We start from the raw sequence: 19,451 nt of genomic DNA, 5'->3' as shown, positions 1-19,451 counted from the left end.
CGGTTAACATTCCTAGAAATTAACGATTATACATTATCTTAGCCAAAACTCAATAAAAAAAATTGAGGCCACTTTGAAAACAACCATTAATAATGAAATCTCTCTCTATTAAAGATATCGCCTTACAGGCAGGCGTATCTATCACAACCGTATCTTTTATCATTAATGGTAAAGCCAAAGAGAAATCTATTAGTGAAGCGGTTATCAAAAACGTAGAAAAAATAATTCAAGAGAGCGGATATAAACCTAATCAGATTGCACGAAGTTTAAGAACAGGTAATTCTAATATCATAGGTTTAATTATAGAAGACATTTCAAACTCTTTCTTTTCTCGTATTGCCAGGTTAATTGAAGATAAAGCGTATAGAAAAGGTTATAAAATTATTTATTCAAGTACCGAAAACAGTGTAGATAAGGCAAAAGAGCTTATCAATATGTTCAAATCCAGGAAAGTAGATGGCTACATCATCTCGCCAATAAAAGGAATTGAAGATGATATTCAGCAACTTTTGAGTGATGATAAACCGGTAATTCTGTTCGACAGAAACTTGCCAACGGTAGATACAAACTACGTTGGTGCAGATCACTTTAATGCCTCATATCAGTCTATCGAAAGTTTTATCAAAAAGGGAAAAAAGAGAATATCATTAGTTACCACTGATATCGATGTTCAACAGATTACTGAGCGTTTAGATGGATATAAGAAAGCACTAGAAGATCATCATATCCCATTTGATGAGGAGTTGATTGTTAAGATTCATTTTAACCAAAATGAGGATGAAACCATTGCGCAAATTAAAAAACTGTTTACTTCTACTGATACCGACGCCGTATTATTTGCGACCAATTATCTTGCAATAAGCGGACTCAAGGTACTAAAACTGATTAACAAAAAAATAGGGGATGAGTTGGCTGTCATAGCTTATGATGATCATGAAGTCTTCGAACTTCATACCCCAGGTATCTCGGCAGTTCAGCAACCCCTTGAAGAAATTGCCGAAACCGTTATCAGATTAATTTTAAGTCAGTTATCTTCCAAAACAAAAAACGAATCTAACCGAGTTATTATCCCCACCAAGTTAATCGAAAGGTAGTCGCTTAGTGTCACATAAATGTTGCTAGATTATTGTCAACAAATGGCATTTTTATTTTTAATATTGAGTTAGTAAAACGTTTTATTTAAAATCTAGTACTAATGTGATACTAACTAGCCTTACAGCTGTGTAAGTTTTGTATGTCACTTAGTTTAAATTAGGTAAATCGATTTATCTTTAACCAAATAAATTGCCCAAATGTTCAAATTCACTAGAGAAATTAATCTCCGGTTTAATCCATAGATAAAGCCGTATGATAAGACCTAAACTTTCAATGATTATTCCACTGGGCGTTAATTCGAAATCTCCAGCATTCTTACGATTTAGATTTAAAGCAATAGCATTATGAATAAACAGGGCAATTATGGTTTTTTTATGCTTTTGGCATTGGCTTGTATTTCTGCGCTAGGTAGCTTCGCTCAAACAAAGTCAAAACAGAAAACCTCATTTCAGGTTGCAGCCCCATGGAGTGCTAATTATGATGTACGGGCCGATATTGCCATGGTGTATGGTATAAACGATGGTGGAAGTTTCGAGGATCGTATAAGAGGATATAAAGATAAAGGTTACGAAGTTCAATTCATGACTGGTATTGCCTGGGGCCAGTATCAGGATTATTTTCTTGGAGATTGGGATGGAAAAAATCACCTCGGAGAAGGGCAGATGATGCAAAATGGAGAAACCATCTGGCATGGTAAGAACGTACCCTATATTGTACCCACCTCAAGTTTCCTTGAGTATATGAAAGGCCATGTTAAAAGGGCGATAGATGCAGGCGTAACCGCAATTTATTTAGAAGAACCAGAATTTTGGGCTCGTGCAGGGTATAGCCAAACTTTTAAAGATGAATGGCAGAAATTTTATGGTTTCCCCTGGATGGCTCAACATGAGTCGCCCGAGGCTACCTACCTTTCTTCCAAACTAAAATATCAGCTTTATTTCAATGCTTTAAAAGAGGTTTTTAGTTATGTAAAATCTTATAGCGAAAGTAAAGGTACACGGGTAAAATGTTTTGTGCCAACTCATTCGTTAATCAACTACTCATCCTGGCAAATTGTAAGCCCTGAGGCAAGTTTGGCAAATTTAAAGGGAATGGATGGGTACATTGCCCAAGTTTGGACAGGTACGGCAAGAGAGCCAATCTTTTATAATGGTATAAAAAAAGAGCGTGTTTTTGAAAATGCTTTCTTGGAATATGGTTCTATGGTTTCGATGACGGCTCCTACCGGAAGAAAGATTTATTTTTTAACCGATCCGATTGAAGACCGAAGCAGATCTTGGGATGACTATAAGGTCAACTACCAGGCCACATTTACCGCCGAATTGTTATATCCCATGGTAGATAACTATGAAGTGATGCCCTGGCCAAATCGAATTTATAATGGTAAATTTCCAGTTGAAGGGCTGAAGGAAAAGCAGCCAATTTCACCAGACTATGCTACCCAAATGCAGGTAATGGTTAACTCCTTAAACCAGATGCCCAAATCAGACAATCACCTAAACGGTAGTCGGGGTATAGGCGTGTTATTGTCTAACTCCATGATGTTTCAACGTTTCCCAACGCATGCGGGCTACAGTGATCCACAGTTATCTAATTTTTACGGTATGGCCATTCCACTGCTTAAGCAAGGTATACCCATTGAAACGGTTCACATTGAAAACCTGGCAAATAAAAATACTTTGAAAGACATCAAAGTGTTAATTATGAGCTATTCGAATATGAAACCCCTATCTTCCTCATTTCATGAGGAATTGGCAAAATGGGTTAAAAATGGTGGTGTATTGCTTTATTATGGAAAAGATACCGATCCATTCCAAAATGTTAAAGAGTGGTGGAATACCGGAAATAATAAATTCGCTGCGCCATCAGCGCATCTTTTTAAATTGTTAGGAATACCTACAGACGAGAATTTAATTGGAAATGCTGTCGGTAAAGGTAGGGTATATGTGGTAAGAACCGACCCGAAAGAATTAATTATGTCCGATAATGGAGATCAGCAATTTCTAGCGCTAATTGCCCAAGCTTATGAGAAAGATGCAAAGGCGGGCGACCTTATTCTTAAGAACAACTTTGTTTTACGGCGGGGTCCATTTGTTATTGCTGCGGTATTGGATGAAGGCAAAAGCAAATCGCCATTAACACTAAGCGGTACATATATCGACTTATTCGATCCTCAACTTCCAATATTGAAAAGCAAGGTTATAGCGCCTAATGCCCAGGCTTACCTTTACGATGTACAGGCTGTTAAAAGTAAAAAGCCACAGGTTTTAGCGGCGGCCGCCAGGGTAACCGATGAGGAATTTGGATCTAGCTCCTATCAATTTATAGCCAAAAGTCCTGTCAACACTAAAAACATAATGAGAATTTTACTGCCTGCAAAGCCAACATTAATAACTGCTGCGCTAGGTTCCAAGGAGTTAGAATTATCGAGAAATGAGTGGGATGACGAGTCTAAAACCCTTTTACTCGGTTTTGAGAATTCCAGCGAAGGTGTAACAGTCAAAATCGCTTGGTAGAAACACAATAAACACAAACAAATACACAATGAAACCAAAATTAGTCACTACCATTTTATTCTGCCTGGCTGCCAATGGGTTAATGGCGCAGCAGAAAGACTTGGTCAATTATGTAAACACCCTCCAGGGAACTAATTCCAAACACGAATTAACTAGAGGAAACACTTATCCAACAACCGCCTTACCCTTTGGTATGCATACCTGGACGCCACAAACCGGTCGGAATGGCGATGGATGGAAATACCAATACAGCAAAGATAAAATAAGGGGCTTTCAGCAAGCACATCAGTGCAGTTCGTGGACCAGGGATTATGCCGTTTTTTCATTAATGCCAATGGTTGATGAGCTTGTAGTAGACGAAAACAGGCGTGAAGCCAAGTTTAGCCATGCCAACGAAATTGCCAAACCGAATTACTACAAGGTTAGGTTAGACAATGATATCAGCACAGAGATTTCCCCATCTGAAAGAGGTGCCCATTTAAGATTTTCTTATCCAAAGGGAAAGAAAAGCTATTTAATTTTAGATGGATATACGCGTTTAAGTGGTGTGCAAATCTATCCTAAAGAAAATAAAATTACTGGTTACGTTAATAACGGGGAGGGGTTTAAAAAAGGTTGGAAAAGCTATTTTGTGCTGCAATTTGATCAGCCTTTTAAAGCTTACGGTACGTGGGAGAACAAGAAAAACACCATCAAACCAGATTCTTTAATGGCTGATGGATTTGGAAAAGGGGCTTACCTTGAATTTAAAAATGGTGCAACGGTACAAGTTAAAACAGCATCATCATACATCAGTTTAGTCCAAGCAGAATTAAATCTAAAAAATGAACTTGGAAGCGATAAATCTTTAGAACAAACAAAAGCTAAAGCTGCTGCAGTTTGGAACAAGTCATTGGGCAAAATTCTGGTAGAAGGCGGTACAAAAGAAGATACAGAAACCTTTTATTCTTGCTTTTTTAGGGCTAGCTTATTTTCTAGGAAATTTTATGAGATAGGGCCAGATGGTAAGCCATATTACTTTAGCCCTTACGACGGAACTGTTCATGCCGGTTATATGTATACAGATACTGGCTTTTGGGATACTTTTAGGGCACAATTTCCCTTGAATACACTGATCCAGCCTGAAATGCATGGCCGCTATATGCAAGCAATGTTAGATGCTTATGATCAGTGCGGTTGGTTACCTTCCTGGTCTTTCCCTAGTGAGGCCGGGAGTATGATTGGCAACCACGCCATTTCTCTTTTTGCCGACGCTTGGGCAAAGGGCCTGCGTACTTTTGATCCAAAAAAGGCGTTAGATGCATACTTACATGAGGCTACAAATAAGGGGCCTTGGGGGCCTGCAAATGGAAGAGACGGCTGGCGGGAGTATTATCAGTTGGGATATGTGCCTTATCCTAAATACAGAGAGGCCACTGCAAAAACACTAGAATATGCTTACGATGACTATTGTGGTTACGAACTTGCAAAAGCCATAGGCAACAAATACTATATGGATATCTTCGAACGCCAGATGTACAACTACAGAAATGTATACGATCCGGCTACGCGTTTTATGCGTGGTAAGGATGTTAACGGACAGTGGGCACCAAAGTTTGATCCTACAGAATGGGGTGGACCATTTACCGAGGGAAACGCATGGCATTGGCAATGGTCGGTTTTTCAAGACACAAAAGGATTGATTAATATGATGGGCGGTAATGAAAATTTTACGGCCAAGCTCGACTCGGTATTTTCACAGCCCAACAAGGTTAATGTGGGTACCTATGGCGGAATGATTCATGAAATGACTGAGATGGTAATGGCTAACATGGGTCAGTACGCTCACGGCAATCAACCCATCCAACATATGGTGTACCTCTATAACTATGCAAACCAACCGTGGAAGGCCCAATACCATGCCCGCGAAGTAATGCAAAAATTATATAACGCAACAGAAAATGGCTATCCGGGAGATGAAGACCAAGGACAAACCTCATCATGGTATGTATTAAGTGCGCTAGGTTTCTATAGCGTTACGCCAGGCACAGGTGAATATGTTTTAGGGAGTCCGATGTTTAAAAAAACCACTATTAATTTAGAAAATGGAAAGAAGTTTATTATCGATGCTGAAGACAACAATGCAACAAATGTGTACATCGCCGGAGCCAGTTTAAACGGTACAACATATACACGTAACTTCATTACACATCAGGATTTGATTAATGGAGGTACATTGAAATTAACGATGAGCAGCAAACCATCGACTACCAGAGGCATTGCAGTTACGGATAAGCCATTTTCGCTCAGTAAATAACTGCCAACGCCAAATTTGATAAAATAGATAAAAGATTAAAAAGTAATAATAAGAAGAATGGAAAAGCCTGTAGCATTGGGTGTAGATATTGGTGGTTCGCATATTACGGCCGCATTGGTAGATTTAGATACTAGAACGTTAATTAATGATTCGATAAGGCGTATGCCTGTGAACTCGCAAGAGGGTAAAGAGGAAATTCTAGGGGCATGGTGTGATATTATTAGCCAAGCGTTTAAAGGTATAAAAAATGGTGAAAGGAGCTTAGGAGTGGCTATGCCCGGACCATTTGATTATGAAGAGGGAGTTTCCCTAATTAAGGATCAAGACAAATTTCAGGCATTATACAATATCAATATTAAGGAAGAATTATCAAATCGACTGGATATTCCACTAGAACAAATCCATTTTATAAATGATGCAGCCGGGTTTTTACAAGGCGAAGTATTTGCGGGTGCAGCAAAAGGTAATTTAAATGTACTTGGTTTAACACTGGGGACCGGATTAGGCTCTTCAATTTGTTTAAAATATAAAGCCATAGACGCCGATTTGTGGAACTCATCATTTTTGGATGGAATAGCAGAAGATTATTTATCTACACGTTGGTTTGTAAAGAGATACAAACAACTCACAAATAAAGAGGTTCCTGGTGTGAAAGAACTCGTGGCGCTGGTTGATACAGACTATCATTCTACCCGAGTGTTTATGGAATTTGGATATAATCTTGCTCAGTTTTTGATTCCGATTATCAATGCAAACAAAATCGATTCTGTTATTGTCGGTGGAAATATTTCGCAGGCTTTTGATGCCTTTGCACCAGAATTAAAAGCAACGCTTAAAGGAAATGATATCCAGGCGACCATAAAAATCTCTGAATTGAAAGAACACGCTACTTTAATAGGTGCTGCCAGCTGTTGCGATGTAACTTTAATCTAAGAAACTCTTCGTTTTTGAAGGTGAAATTATGAAATCAATTTTTCACCTTCAAAAATGGATTAAAATCTTTTTTTTTACGATCTTTTAAATTCTATTACTGGAAAAATAAAATGAAAACAAAAAAAATATAGGTAAAATCTCTTTTATTATAATTTTTGATTATTATTGTAGTGTGATTTAACAAAAGTTAAGTCATCATGGTAAGTCTAACCAACTTTACCATAGATATATGAGCCATCTAAACGTGGCCTTTTTTTTGCCAAAAAAACTAAAACGTTTTAGTTTGCAAGTTATTGTGTATGATTACCTTATTGTCTTTCTGAAAATTTTTTTAGGCAATAATACTAAAACGTTTTAGGGTTAGCATTTTTTACAACGAACATCTAACTGCAGATTAGAAATATATGATAGATAAACCTAAACCTAAACCTAAACAACAAAATATGGCATAAACAAACTTAGAATAATTCGGCTGATGCCCTCAATGTAACTGCTCATACGGAAGGGAAGGCCAAGAGTGGCAAACTACCACTAAATAAACAGATTTTTTCTCTCTCGCTAGTTAAGTTAAAGGGCTCTACAGAACGATTAAGTCACCAGGCTTATTCTTTAAGTTATCAAGCTGGTTGCCCTATTTTGGAAAGGTCCAGATGAATCTCCTAATCAACGTTATTTTGGTCAACCCGTACATGTGTCGACTAAGTAAACAGAGAGGTTCATTGTAAGGTACCTATTTGTTTAAATTATTTCTCCTAAAGTATTGAATTTCTGTTAGGGAGATGGTTTAGCAATTATCGCATTACAACTGAAGATTACTCAATCAGTTGTTTACCTAGACGATCCAAAAATTCTACAAACTTATCTGGATGAAAAATCTGGTAAATGAAGTGACTAACCATCACGAACTTAATTTGAAACAAACTTTAACGAATTTATTATGATTCCCTTAAAAATGACTAAGAGGGCTTTGGCGATAGCTAGTGCCGTAGTATTTCTGTTCGGATGTGGTAAAGAAGAATACCCAACAGTTGAACTTTTTACCTGGAAAGCAAAGGTAGATGTTACCGCAAAGGCTGTATTGTCTGTTAATATCGAAAGTTCTGCTGGCGCTGCAGGTGCCGAGGGTTCTGCAAAAGTGGTTGATAATGATTTCTCGACGAAATTTTTGATCAATCCCTACCAAACAAATTTTTTTATGCAATTGACCTTCCCTGCTCCACAACAGGTGGCGTCTTACACCTTAACATCGGGTAACGATGCGCCGGGGAGAGACCCTAAAGATTGGAAGTTTAGTGGATCGGTAGATGGTACCACTTGGGTAGATCTAGATACCAGAACTGGTGAAACCTTTTCTGGACGGAACCTTACAAAAACTTACAGTTTCAAGAACAAGATTGCATACAGGTACTACCGAATCAGTATATCAGCTATCGGTAGCGGATCGCTATTCCAACTATCCGAATGGCGTTTAATTGAAGTCCCAGAAGAACAGCAATAGTTTAAACTTGATCCATATTATGGCATCAAGCTTCGGTAATAAAATTATTTATCCCTTAAAAAGTAATCCGTTACTAACAAAAAATTATGATGAAAAAATTTACAAATATAACCAAGGGCAGGCTCGTAAAAGGCGGCACATTTAAGGTACTTGCTACGGCAATTGCGCTAAATTGTGGTGTTTCTATTGCGGTTAATGCTACCGTTATTAATATCAACAGTTCTGTAGTAGCTAAACCAAACAAAGCTGATATCGTTATTCGTGGTATAATAAAAGACCAGGGAGGCTTACCGTTACCTGGTGCTGGCGTAAAAGTAAAAGGAAGCTCAACAAGTGCAGCTGCAGACGTTAACGGAGCATTTACCATTTCTGTTCCAGATCAAAATGCAGTTTTAATTATTACCTATGTAGGGTATGAAACACAGGAAATAACTGTTGGTACTCAAACGGTATTAGATATTAAATTAAAAGAAACTACAGGCTCCGATCTACAAGAAGTTGCAATTGTTGGTTTCGGTACACAAAAAAAAGAGAGTTTGGTTGGTGCACAATCATCAGTTAAAGCAGATGAGCTTAGGCAGCCTGTTTCGAGCATGAGCCAATTACTGGCTGGTCGTATTCCCGGAGTGGTGAACGTTTCTAGAAATGGCGAGCCAGGTGCAACTGGTTCAGACATTTTTATTCGTGGGGTATCATCTTTAACGGCAAACGATAGGGGTCCGCTGGTAATTATTGATGGTGTTCCCAATCGTAACCTTAATGATATTAGCGTATATGACGTTGAAAATTTTACAGTGCTAAAGGATGCAGCTGCAACCGCAGTATATGGTATTCGTGGGGCGAACGGCGTAATCTTAATTAATACCAAGCAAGGTAAGATTGGAACACCTCGTATAAACGTAGAGTATTATGAAGGCATAAGCCGATTTACAAAAAAACCAGACTTAATTGATGGGGTAGATTATATGAACTTAGCCAATGAGGCAAAGTATTCTGATTATTTACGGTCTGGTGCTGCCGGTGCATTTACACCAGCATATTCTATTGATGCTATCCAGAAAACTGCGGCTGGAGCTGATCCCATTCTTTATCCAAACGTGAACTGGTTTGATGCCATTTACAATGATTTTGGAAGAAACAGATCAGTAACGGCAAACTTATCTGGTGGCGTGAGTAATGCTAAATATTATGTTTCCTTGGGTTATTATGGCGAAGATGGTCTGTTCAAAACCGATGAAGCCGTAAATGATGCTGCGAAGCAGAATTTCGAGCGCTATAATGTGAGTGCAAATTTAAATTGGGATATTACAGGGACCACCAAGTTGGATTTAGGTATAAAAGGAATCTTGGGTCAAACGAGATACCCTAGTAATTTATTGGCACAAGATATTTTCAATCAAGCTTTCTTAATTAACCCAACATCTTTTCCAATTTTATATCCTAACGGAAGTTTGCCAGGCATTAGTCCTCAGGCCGACCAACGAAACCCATACGGAGACGTAACCCGAAATGGATATCGGGTAGGATACAGTACACAGCTATATTCTAACATTCGTTTAACGCAAGATTTAAAGGAAGTTACACCTGGCTTATCAGCTACCACAATGTTCTCCTTTGATGTTAATACTAATAGTTCAGTTAACAGAACAAAAAGAGAAAGCTTATACAGAATAAATCCAAATGATCCGTATATCGTGCCTGGAGATCCAGCATCAGGATACAAGTATGGTCTAATTTTGCAGGGCCAGGAGTTCTTAAACTATGGTATTGGCAATGGTGGCGATAAGAAAATATATTTGGAAGCCGCAATTAACTACAACCGTACGTTTGGTAAACACGCCGTAACTGGTTTATTATTATATAATCAAAATGATAATACAACACCATTTGCAGGAAACTTAACGCTGTCTCTCCCATATCGTTTACAAGGTATAGCCAGTCGTGCAACTTATGCTTACGATAATAAGTACTTTTTTGAGGCAAACGTAGGTTATAACGGTTCAGAGAACTTTGCACCAGATAAACGTTACGGCTTTTTCCCGGCATTCGGTGTTGGATGGCTGGTATCAAATGAGAAATTCTTCGAGCCGTTAAAAAATGCTATTCAAATGGTAAAACTACGCTATTCGGATGGTATTGTTGGTAGTGGTGGAAGTGGCGGCGGATATGTTGGAAACGAAAGTGAACGTTTCTATTACCTTACAAAGGTGGGCACGGCAGATGGCTATACATTTGGTCAGAATGGAAATATTTCTAATTCAGGATTAGGTGTAACCGCATATGGAGTAGATGTAACATGGGCAGAAACACGTAAACAAGATTTAGGTTTTGAGTTGAAAACCCTGAACAATAATCTTTCCTTAATTGTCGATTTCTTTCAAGAGCGTAGGAAAAATCAGTTTATTTCCAGAGGTACAGTACCAAATTATATAGGCTTGGCTAATACACCCATTGGCAATTTAGGTGTTGTAGAAAATAAAGGTATTGATGGAACGATCCAGTACGATGCTCAATTAGGCAAAGATTGGTCTTTAAACTTAAGAGCAAACGTTACGTTTAATAAAGACAAAGTTATTGAGAACGACCAGGCACCGCAGGCTTACCCTTGGATGGAGCAACGTGGCTTTAATGTATTGGCTTCCACTCGTGTGGGATACATTGCAGAGAAGCTCTTCGAAAGCCAAGCTGAAATTAATTCAAGCCCAACTCAATTTGGAACGTTAATGCCGGGTGATATAAAATACAAAGATTTAAATGGTGATGGCAAAATCGACTCATTCGACAGAACTATAATTGGAAGGGGAGATCTACCAAGTACGACTTATGGATTTGGGTTTTCATTAACCTATAAAAACTTCGATTTCGGGTTGTTCTTCCAGGGCCAGGACAATGCAGACATCATCATGAACATTCCATCATTTGCAAATTCTGGTGGTTTGGGTAATGCATTGGCAGTTGCTGCCGACCGTTGGACTCCAACAAACCCACGTCAAGATGCTGTTTATCCTCGTTTATCTTACGGTGGTACCAATAATAATAACTATCAGGCTAGTACATGGTGGTTACGCGACATCAGCTTCTTGAGACTAAAAAATGCTGATTTGGGCTATACCTTAAAAGAAGGTATCAAAAAATTAGGAATCAAACGCTTAAGAATTTATGGAATGGGCTACAACGTGTTTACCATCAGTAAATTTAAGCTTTGGGATCCAGAGTTGAACACAAATAACGGTACCAGGTACCCATTAACCTCTAACTACTCTTTAGGTCTAACAGCTAATTTCTAAATTTAAAAGGATGAAAAAAATATTTGTATATACAGTTGGTGCATTGCTATTACTAGGTAATTACGGCTGCAAGAAATTTTTAAATCAAGTTCCCGACGATAGACTAACCTTCGAGCAACAGTATCAAAGAAAAAATACTGTAGATCAGGCTTTAGCTAATGTTTATTCTACCCTTCCAAATCAGAACTTTGATAGGAGTGCAAGCGGGCTTGGAAATAGTGGTCCCTGGACAGCAGCTTCTGATGAGGCGGATTACACGCTGCCAAACTTTACCCAAAACATCAATACAGGCGCATGGGATCCAACAAGTGGAGAAGTAAATTACCATTGGCAATTCTATTATCGCGGTATTCAGGCAGCGAGCACATTTATGGCTAATGTTAGTAGATGCCAGGATTGCAACATTGGCGGAATCGACATTGTAAACCGTTATTTTAATGAAGCCAAGGCATTAAGGGCAATCTATTATTACCATTTGATTAGGCAATATGGACCTGTCGTTCTACTGGGTAACGATCCAATCCAGTCAGACGCACCCCTTGAAGCCATTAGTAAGCCACGTAATTCGATGGATGAATGCGTAGATTATATCGTTAGCGAGCTTACTAGTGCAGCTGCCGCTCTCCCAGCAACACCTCAGGCAAACGAAGACTACGGTCATATTACGGCATCGGTAGCAGACGCATATAAAATCAAAACATTGCTTACTGCAGCACGTCCGTTGTTTAACGGAAATGCCGATTATGCTGCATTAAAGAATCCAGACGGTAAACAGCTGATTAACCAGACATATAACGTTGCAAAATGGACAAGGTTAGCAACTGCCGCCAAAGCGTTTCTAACCAATCCAAACTATAGCAGTTATGCATTGTATACTGTTGCAGCTACACCTTCAGGATTGCCTAATACGGCATTTAATAGAGCATTTATTGCAACGAGAGATGTATTTTTAAGCGGTTGGAATTCTGAAGTTATTTTCGGTAGAGGTGGTGATGTAACTTTTTATCAATACTCGTTAGCACCAAATCATAACGGTGCTTCTGGTGGAGATAAAGGAGGTTCATTCTTATCGCCTTCCCAACAATTAGTTGATGCTTTCTTTACTGCGAACGGTTTGCCAATTGAAAACGATCCTTCTTACACAGCCAATGGTACCTCTAGCTATCAAGCGCCAGATCCAAACGATCAAAACGCTCCCCGTTCAATTAGCAATATGTACGTAAATCGCGAACCTCGATTTTATTCGAGTATCACGTATACTGGTCGGAAATGGATTAATCCACAATCGAACATAATCACCGATTTCACCAATACCGGAAATGCAGGGAAGGCTGCAATTGCAAACAACGATTATACTAAAACTGGTTATACCTCCAGAAAGCATTTAACCGTAGCCGGATGGACCTCTGGGAGACCAATTTTTACAGTAATTAGGCTCGCTGAAATTTATTTAGATTACATCGAGGCGCTTCAAGAATCAAATCCATCAGACCCAGATATCTTAACCTATTTAAATAGAATTCGTGCAAGAGCAGGCATTGCGCCTTATGGTAATGGGGTAGGAGCGATTGCGATCCCTACCGACATGAAAGATGCAATTCGTAGAGAACGCCGCGTAGAATTGGCATTCGAGTTAGATCGTTATTTTTACACCAGAGAGTGGAAGATTGCCGAAACTACCGATACGCAAATTAGAGGTTTAAACATTACACAGAATGCACCAGGATTTTACACACCTGTTTTAACAGAAAATAGAGTTTTCCAGAAAAAGCACTATTTATGGCCAATCCCGAATAATGAAATTCAAAAAGTTCCTTTGCTTGTACAGAATACAGGTTGGTAATACATTTAAGCACCGGGTTTTACCCGGTGCTTTTAATTTAAACTGATTTTATGAAAAAAACCTTTTTCATTGCAGCGCTTTTCATCTCTGCAATTTGTTCTTGTAATAGTGAAAAAGAGCAAGAAATTATTAAGCCTGCTCCTCCGATTGTAGAAAGTGTCGACCCGCCAAACGCTCCCCCAAAAACTTGGAAAGAACATTGGTTTGAACATATACAATTGGTAAACCGGGTTTATTACGACACTAGTGTTGTGGTTTATTACGACGGAGATGTAAAACCGACAATAGCATGGCCAAAAACCTATATGGCTGAAGCCTGGAATTATACCAAAAAAACCTATGGTAAGTTTGGCGATGACAGCAGACTCTTCGTAATTTATCATGCCGGAAAGTATAGTGGAGGTCATCCAGGTACTTACCTTGATGGGGCACACGATTTTAGAAATGTGACCGATTGTGGGGCAAGTAGCTTAGATGCTTGGATCAATGGTACCGATAATGATATTGATCTATCAACTCATGAGATCGGTCACATTGTTGAAGGCGCTTCAAAAGGTGTGAAAGAATCGCCTGCTTTCGATATCTGGCATGATAGTAAGTGGATGGAGATCTACCAGTACGATGTGTATTTAGGCCTAAACAGGTCTGCTGATGCGCAGCGGTGGTATAACAAAATGATGACTACCAGTGACAGCTATCCACGGGCAGGAACGCAATGGTTTAAGAATTGGTTTCTACCCATTTACGATAATTATGGCAGAACAAAAGTGCTGAATAACTTTTTCACAAGCTTAGCCCAGCATTTCCCTAAACAACAAATTACTGTACAGGGCAAAACCTACCAACAATATACCCGTAAAATGAATTTTGGCGAATTCATTCATTTCTGGAGCGGTGCTGCAAATGCTGATTTAACACAGCTTGCATTAACGGCATTTGGCCCAAAAGACGAAAAAGGAGCCGATTGGATACCGATGCTTATTAAAGCTAAATCAGACTTTCCAGCAATTACCTACTAATTTATTACAATAATGATTTTGTCTAAGGTGAAATCATACCTATTTTTAAAAACAAACACACAACATGATCAAAAAAACTTTATTAGCGATTTTACTTGCCGGATCTGTTAGCGCTTTTGGCCAAAACAATCGTGGTTACCAAATTAAAATAGTCGATGCCGAAAACGTATTAGATGAAGAAACTGAAGCCAACTTAACTGCTTCGTTCAATGCCCAATATCCCGGCTTCGCTAGTGCAGATGGATACCGTACCAAAAGAAATGTGGTGCTTGAAATAGCTAACACGGAAACAGAAACCATCAAAGCCAAAGCTGGTGAGATTAAAGTTAACAGCAACTGGGTTAAAGGAAAATCAGTTAAGAAAATAAATAAGGAGCTCTGGGCTGCCTTGTCTAAAAATTGGTCTTCTTACAGTAAAGACAAACATAAAGGGTACACGCTCACTTTCATCAGCAAAGACCCAAACTTAGATCCTTCAGTAAGGAGAAATTTAATTGATACCTATTTCGAAATTTATCCTACGCTAGTTAAAACGTTTAACAATAAATCTACCCACGATGTACTTTTTGTTGTAGATACTGCTTACAAAGCAGTTGCAGAAGCAAGTGGTAACAGAATTTTATTTAGTGCCGGCTATATGAAAGCGCATCCGACAGATATAGATGTGGTTACCCATGAAACCATGCATATTGTGCAAGGTTATGGTTACTCTGCTGGTCCGGTTTGGTTAACAGAAGGTATAGCAGATTATATTCGCTATAAATATGGTGTAGATAACGTAGGTTCAAAATGGAGTTTGCCAGCCTTTAATGAGAAACAAAGCTACAAAAATAGCTACCGCATTACCGCAAGGTTTTTTGCCTGGCTAGAGCAGAATATTAAACCCGGACTAATTACAAGCCTGGATGAACAACTGCGTGCTCATCAATACACCGAGCAATCGTGGGCCAATCTAACTGGTAAAACGGTAGATCAGCTATGGGATGATTATGCTAAAAATCCTAACCAAGTGACATTAACATACAGCGATAAAAAATCTAAATAACAACTAATCATGAAAAATTCTATTTTAATGCTTTCTCTCTTTGGTTTACTTGTGCATTTTAAGGCAGGTGCAGAGCAAGAACAACTTATTAAACGCGGAAAATACAGCTTATCTTTTGTAAACAATTCACCATTGGTAACCAATAAATTGCAACAGGATATTGCCAATACCTTTTTCAAAGTTTATCCGGAAATGGTTGCCGAATACAACCCCAAGGCTAGTAAAAAAGTAACCATTGCAATTGATACCAACTATCAAGGGGTTGCCATCTCTGGAAATAATAAAATTACGCTTAGTGGCAAATGGATGGAAATGCACCCAGAAGATACAGATTTAGTAACCCATGAGTTATTTCACATTGCACAAAATTTTAGCGGTACCGGTCCGGAGTGGCTGGTTGAAGGCCTAGCAGATTGCGCTAGATTTAAATATGGACTCAATAATGCACCAGCAAGTTGGACACTTCCTCCGGTGGCATCGTGGCAGAGCTATAAACAAGGCTATCGGGTTGCAGCCCGCTTTTTACTGTGGGTAGATAAATACCAAACACCAAACACCATCGAGTTGCTTAATGCCAAACTCAAAAGCAACAATTACAACGCCGCATTTTGGGAAGAAACAACCGGCAAAACATTAGACAACCTTTGGGAGCTTTATGTTCAGAATAAAGATGTAGACTGACAATTGAAATATTTCATTTTGAAGATGAAGCGTTTGTTTTCCAGCATGTTACTGCGCTAATTTATTTCTTGTACACTAACGAAATGTGTATAAAACAAAAATGTTATGAAAAAAGTATCGTTATTAGTAAAACGTTTTACATATTATTTTTATTTTGCAACGTTAAACGCTAGCCAAAATATCTGAAAATTGAAATACATGAAAAAGAACTCCTTTTTAACTCCTTTATTATTAGCGGCAATCCTTCCGTTTTCGAAATTAAATGCTCAAGAAATTATCAAAAAGAATGGCTACACACTAAGTTTCGAGAGCAACTATGCACAGCTTGATCCTCAGTTAAAAAAGCGACTCATTGAAACTTTCTTTGTGGTGTATCCGAAACTTGCTCAAGAGTATAACCCCAAAACTTTGAAAACCGTTAAGTTTATGGTTGATACCAATTACAAAGGTGTGGCTGCCACTTCAAACGGAAAGGTTACATATAGTTCAATTTGGATGGATAAGCATCCTGAAGATATTGATGTGGTAACGCATGAAGTGATGCACATTGTTCAGGATTATGGCAATAGCGTTGGTCCGGGTTGGTTAACAGAAGGTATTGCGGATTACGCCAGGTTTAAATTTGGTGTGGATAATGCCGGAGCCAAATGGAGCCTCCCTGCATTAAAGCCAGAACACACCTACAAAAACAGCTATCGAATTACGGCACGTTTTTTTGCCTGGATAGAAAAAAATGTAAAGTCTGGTACAATTAAATCTGTTGATTCCGCTTTGCGTGATCATTCTTATCAACCAGAAATTTGGGCAAAGTTAACCGGAAAGGACTTGGATGCACTTTGGGCAGCATATGTTGCAAATCCAGCAATTTAAAAGATACAAACCATACAAAACACACATATAAATTGATATAAACTAATGAAAAAACTATTTATTGCCTTTTTGAGTTTTGCAGCTTCGGCTAGCTTTGCCCAAACCGTAGGCAAAATTACCGATCCGGTAGATTGGATCAACCCCTTAATGGGTACACAGTCTAAGCCAAGCTTATCAAATGGAAATACCTATCCTGCTATTGGTTTGCCATGGGGAATGAACATGTGGACGCCACAAACCGGAAAAATGGGCGACGGTTGGGCTTACACCTACGATGCGGATAAAATGAGGGGTTTTAAACAAACGCATCAGCCTTCTCCTTGGATGAATGATTATGCTGCCTTTACCATAATGCCCGTAACTGGCAAAATGAGGTTTAACGAAGATGAGCGTGCGAGTTGGTTTAGCCACAAAGCAGAGGTATCTAAACCATATTATTATAGTGTTTATTTGGCAGATGCAGACGTAACTACCGAAATTACGCCTACAGAAAGAGCTGCTCAGTTTAGGTTTACCTTTCCGAAAACAGATAGTTCTTATGTGGTAGTAGATGCATTAAATAAAGGTTCATACATCAAAATTATTCCGGCAGAACGTAAAATTATTGGTTATACTACCAAATACGCCCGCGGACCGTTACCGAAAAATTTTAAAAACTATTTTGTTATTTATTTTAATAAAGACTTCAAACTAGCGAAGACTTGGAGCGGAAATAAACTTAAAGATGATGAGCTGGAACTGGAAAGCGACCATAGTGGTGCTATCATCGGTTTCAAAACCGCTAAAGGTGAACAGGTTACAGCTAAAGTAGCATCATCGTTCATCAGCTTTGAGCAAGCAGATTTGAATTTAAAGAGAGAAGTGGCTAACGATGGTTTTGATGCAACAAAAGCAAAAGGCAGAGCCATTTGGAACAAAACGTTAAGCAAAATTTCCGTAGAAGGTGGCTCGGTAGATCAAACCCGTACTTTCTATTCTTGTTTATACCGTACATTGTTCTTCCCGAACAAGTTGTACGAGTTAGATGCTAACAACAAAGTTGTACACTGGAGTCCTTACAACGGACAAGTACTACCCGGCTATATGTTTGCAGGTACAGGATTTTGGGATACCTTCAGGGCTTTATATCCATTCTTAAACTTGGTATATCCTGCTATAAATAAGGAGATGCAAGCAGGCTTAATTAACGATTATAAAGAAGGTGGTTGGTTGCCAGAGTGGAGCAGTCCGGGTTACGCCAACATTATGGTGGGTAACAACTCTGCATCTGTGGTTTCAGACGCTTACATCAAAGGGCTGCGTGGTTACGACATCCAAACCTTATGGGATGCGGTGAAACATGGCGCAAACAATGAGGGGCCTATCGAAGCTGTTGGTCGTGATGGCGTGGAGTATTATAACAAGCTAGGTTACGTACCTTTTAATGTTAAGAAAAGTGAAAATGCGGCAAAAACCTTAGAGTATTCTTATGATGATTTTGCCATTTATCAATTAGGTAGAGCATTAGGCAAACCTGCATCGGAGATTGATATTTACAAGAAAAGAGCCATGAACTATAAAAATCTTTTCGATCCTTCATCTGGATTAATGAGGGGTAAAAATGAGGATGGTACTTTCCAAAGCCCATTTAGTCCATTTAAATGGGGTGGCGCATTTACAGAAGGTAATAGCTGGCATTACACTTGGTCGGTATTTCAAGATATTGATGGTTTAGCTAAATTGATGGGTGGCCATCAAAAATTTGTAACTAAACTGGATTCGGTATTCTCTATGCCACCAATTTTCGATGAGAGCGCTTATGGCGGAGTAATTCACGAAATTAGAGAGATGCAGATTGCTAACATGGGTCAATATGCGCATGGTAACCAACCTATTCAACACATGATTTATTTGTACAATTACGGTGGTGCGCCTTACAAAACACAATATTGGGTAAGAGAAACCATGAATAGGATGTACAAAGCTACGCCAGATGGTTACTGCGGAGATGAGGATAACGGACAAACTTCAGCTTGGTATGTCTTCTCAGCAATGGGTTTTTATCCGGTAACACCAGCTACAGATCAGTATGTTTTAGGTGCGCCTTTGTTTAAGAAAGTTACTTTAACCTTAGATAACGGAAAAACGGTTGTAATCAATGCAGCAGCAAATAGCGACAGCAATCGTTATGTACAATCGTTGCAAATGAACGGTAAGCCTTATTCCAAAAACTGGATTAGCCACAGTGGCCTGCAGAAAGGTGCAGTGCTAAATTTCAACATGGCGGCAAGTCCAAATAAGGCAAGGGGTTCAAATCCGATTGATTTCCCTTACTCTTTATCAACGGAGAAATAAAAAACAGTGCCGATTGGAGGGCATAGCTTTCCAA

General features: G+C 38.9%; 12 protein-coding genes. All 12 read left to right on the top strand.

The window, feature by feature from the left end; genetic code table 11:
• Positions 1–92 precede the first annotated feature (92 nt).
• The 12 genes from OQ268_RS00880 (at position 93) to OQ268_RS00825 (ending at position 19,417) form a co-directional block, all read left to right on the top strand.
• A complete protein-coding gene (locus tag OQ268_RS00880) occupies positions 93–1,094 on the top strand; it encodes a LacI family DNA-binding transcriptional regulator (RefSeq protein WP_265854174.1) in 1,002 nt (333 codons plus the stop codon).
• Between the two features lie 345 nt (positions 1,095–1,439).
• Positions 1,440–3,611 (top strand): hypothetical protein, encoded by a 2,172-nt coding sequence (locus tag OQ268_RS00875; RefSeq protein WP_265854173.1) that lies wholly within the window; start codon positions 1,440–1,442, stop codon positions 3,609–3,611.
• 28 nt (positions 3,612–3,639) lie between these two features.
• Entirely contained in the window at positions 3,640–5,907 is a 2,268-nt protein-coding gene (locus tag OQ268_RS00870; RefSeq protein WP_265854172.1) for a GH92 family glycosyl hydrolase, read from the top strand.
• Positions 5,908–5,964: 57 nt separating this feature from the next.
• Entirely contained in the window at positions 5,965–6,840 is an 876-nt protein-coding gene (locus OQ268_RS00865; protein WP_265854171.1) for an ROK family protein, read from the top strand.
• A 937-nt stretch (positions 6,841–7,777) separates the two neighbouring features.
• Positions 7,778–8,338 carry a discoidin domain-containing protein gene (locus OQ268_RS00860; RefSeq protein ID WP_265854170.1) on the top strand — a complete coding sequence of 187 codons (561 nt, stop codon included), beginning with the start codon at positions 7,778–7,780 and terminating at the stop codon, positions 8,336–8,338.
• A gap of 86 nt (positions 8,339–8,424) precedes the next feature.
• Positions 8,425–11,625, top strand: coding sequence for a SusC/RagA family TonB-linked outer membrane protein (locus OQ268_RS00855; RefSeq protein WP_265854169.1), 3,201 nt, complete (start codon positions 8,425–8,427; stop codon positions 11,623–11,625).
• Positions 11,626–11,635: 10 nt separating this feature from the next.
• Positions 11,636–13,468, top strand: coding sequence for a RagB/SusD family nutrient uptake outer membrane protein (locus tag OQ268_RS00850; protein WP_265854168.1), 1,833 nt, complete (start codon positions 11,636–11,638; stop codon positions 13,466–13,468).
• A 50-nt stretch (positions 13,469–13,518) separates the two neighbouring features.
• Complete coding sequence (locus OQ268_RS00845; RefSeq protein WP_265854167.1) at positions 13,519–14,487, top strand: hypothetical protein; 969 nt, start codon at positions 13,519–13,521, stop codon at positions 14,485–14,487.
• Between the two features lie 64 nt (positions 14,488–14,551).
• A complete protein-coding gene (locus tag OQ268_RS00840; RefSeq protein WP_265854166.1) occupies positions 14,552–15,532 on the top strand; it encodes a basic secretory protein-like protein in 981 nt (326 codons plus the stop codon).
• Positions 15,533–15,541: 9 nt separating this feature from the next.
• The gene (locus OQ268_RS00835) at positions 15,542–16,213 is read left to right on the top strand and encodes a basic secretory protein-like protein (protein WP_265854165.1); all 672 of its coding nucleotides are present in this window, start codon (positions 15,542–15,544) and stop codon (positions 16,211–16,213) included.
• Between the two features lie 198 nt (positions 16,214–16,411).
• Positions 16,412–17,083 (top strand): basic secretory protein-like protein, encoded by a 672-nt coding sequence (locus OQ268_RS00830; protein ID WP_265854164.1) that lies wholly within the window; start codon positions 16,412–16,414, stop codon positions 17,081–17,083.
• A 45-nt stretch (positions 17,084–17,128) separates the two neighbouring features.
• Positions 17,129–19,417, top strand: coding sequence for a GH92 family glycosyl hydrolase (locus tag OQ268_RS00825; protein WP_265854163.1), 2,289 nt, complete (start codon positions 17,129–17,131; stop codon positions 19,415–19,417).
• Positions 19,418–19,451: the final 34 nt, after the last annotated feature.

Origin of the sequence: Pedobacter sandarakinus, from assembly GCF_026240095.1 — a bacterium.
GTDB lineage: Bacteria > Bacteroidota > Bacteroidia > Sphingobacteriales > Sphingobacteriaceae > Pedobacter > Pedobacter sandarakinus.
Note: the sequence above shows the minus strand (reverse complement) of the source record. Positions and strands in the feature narration are given on the sequence as shown.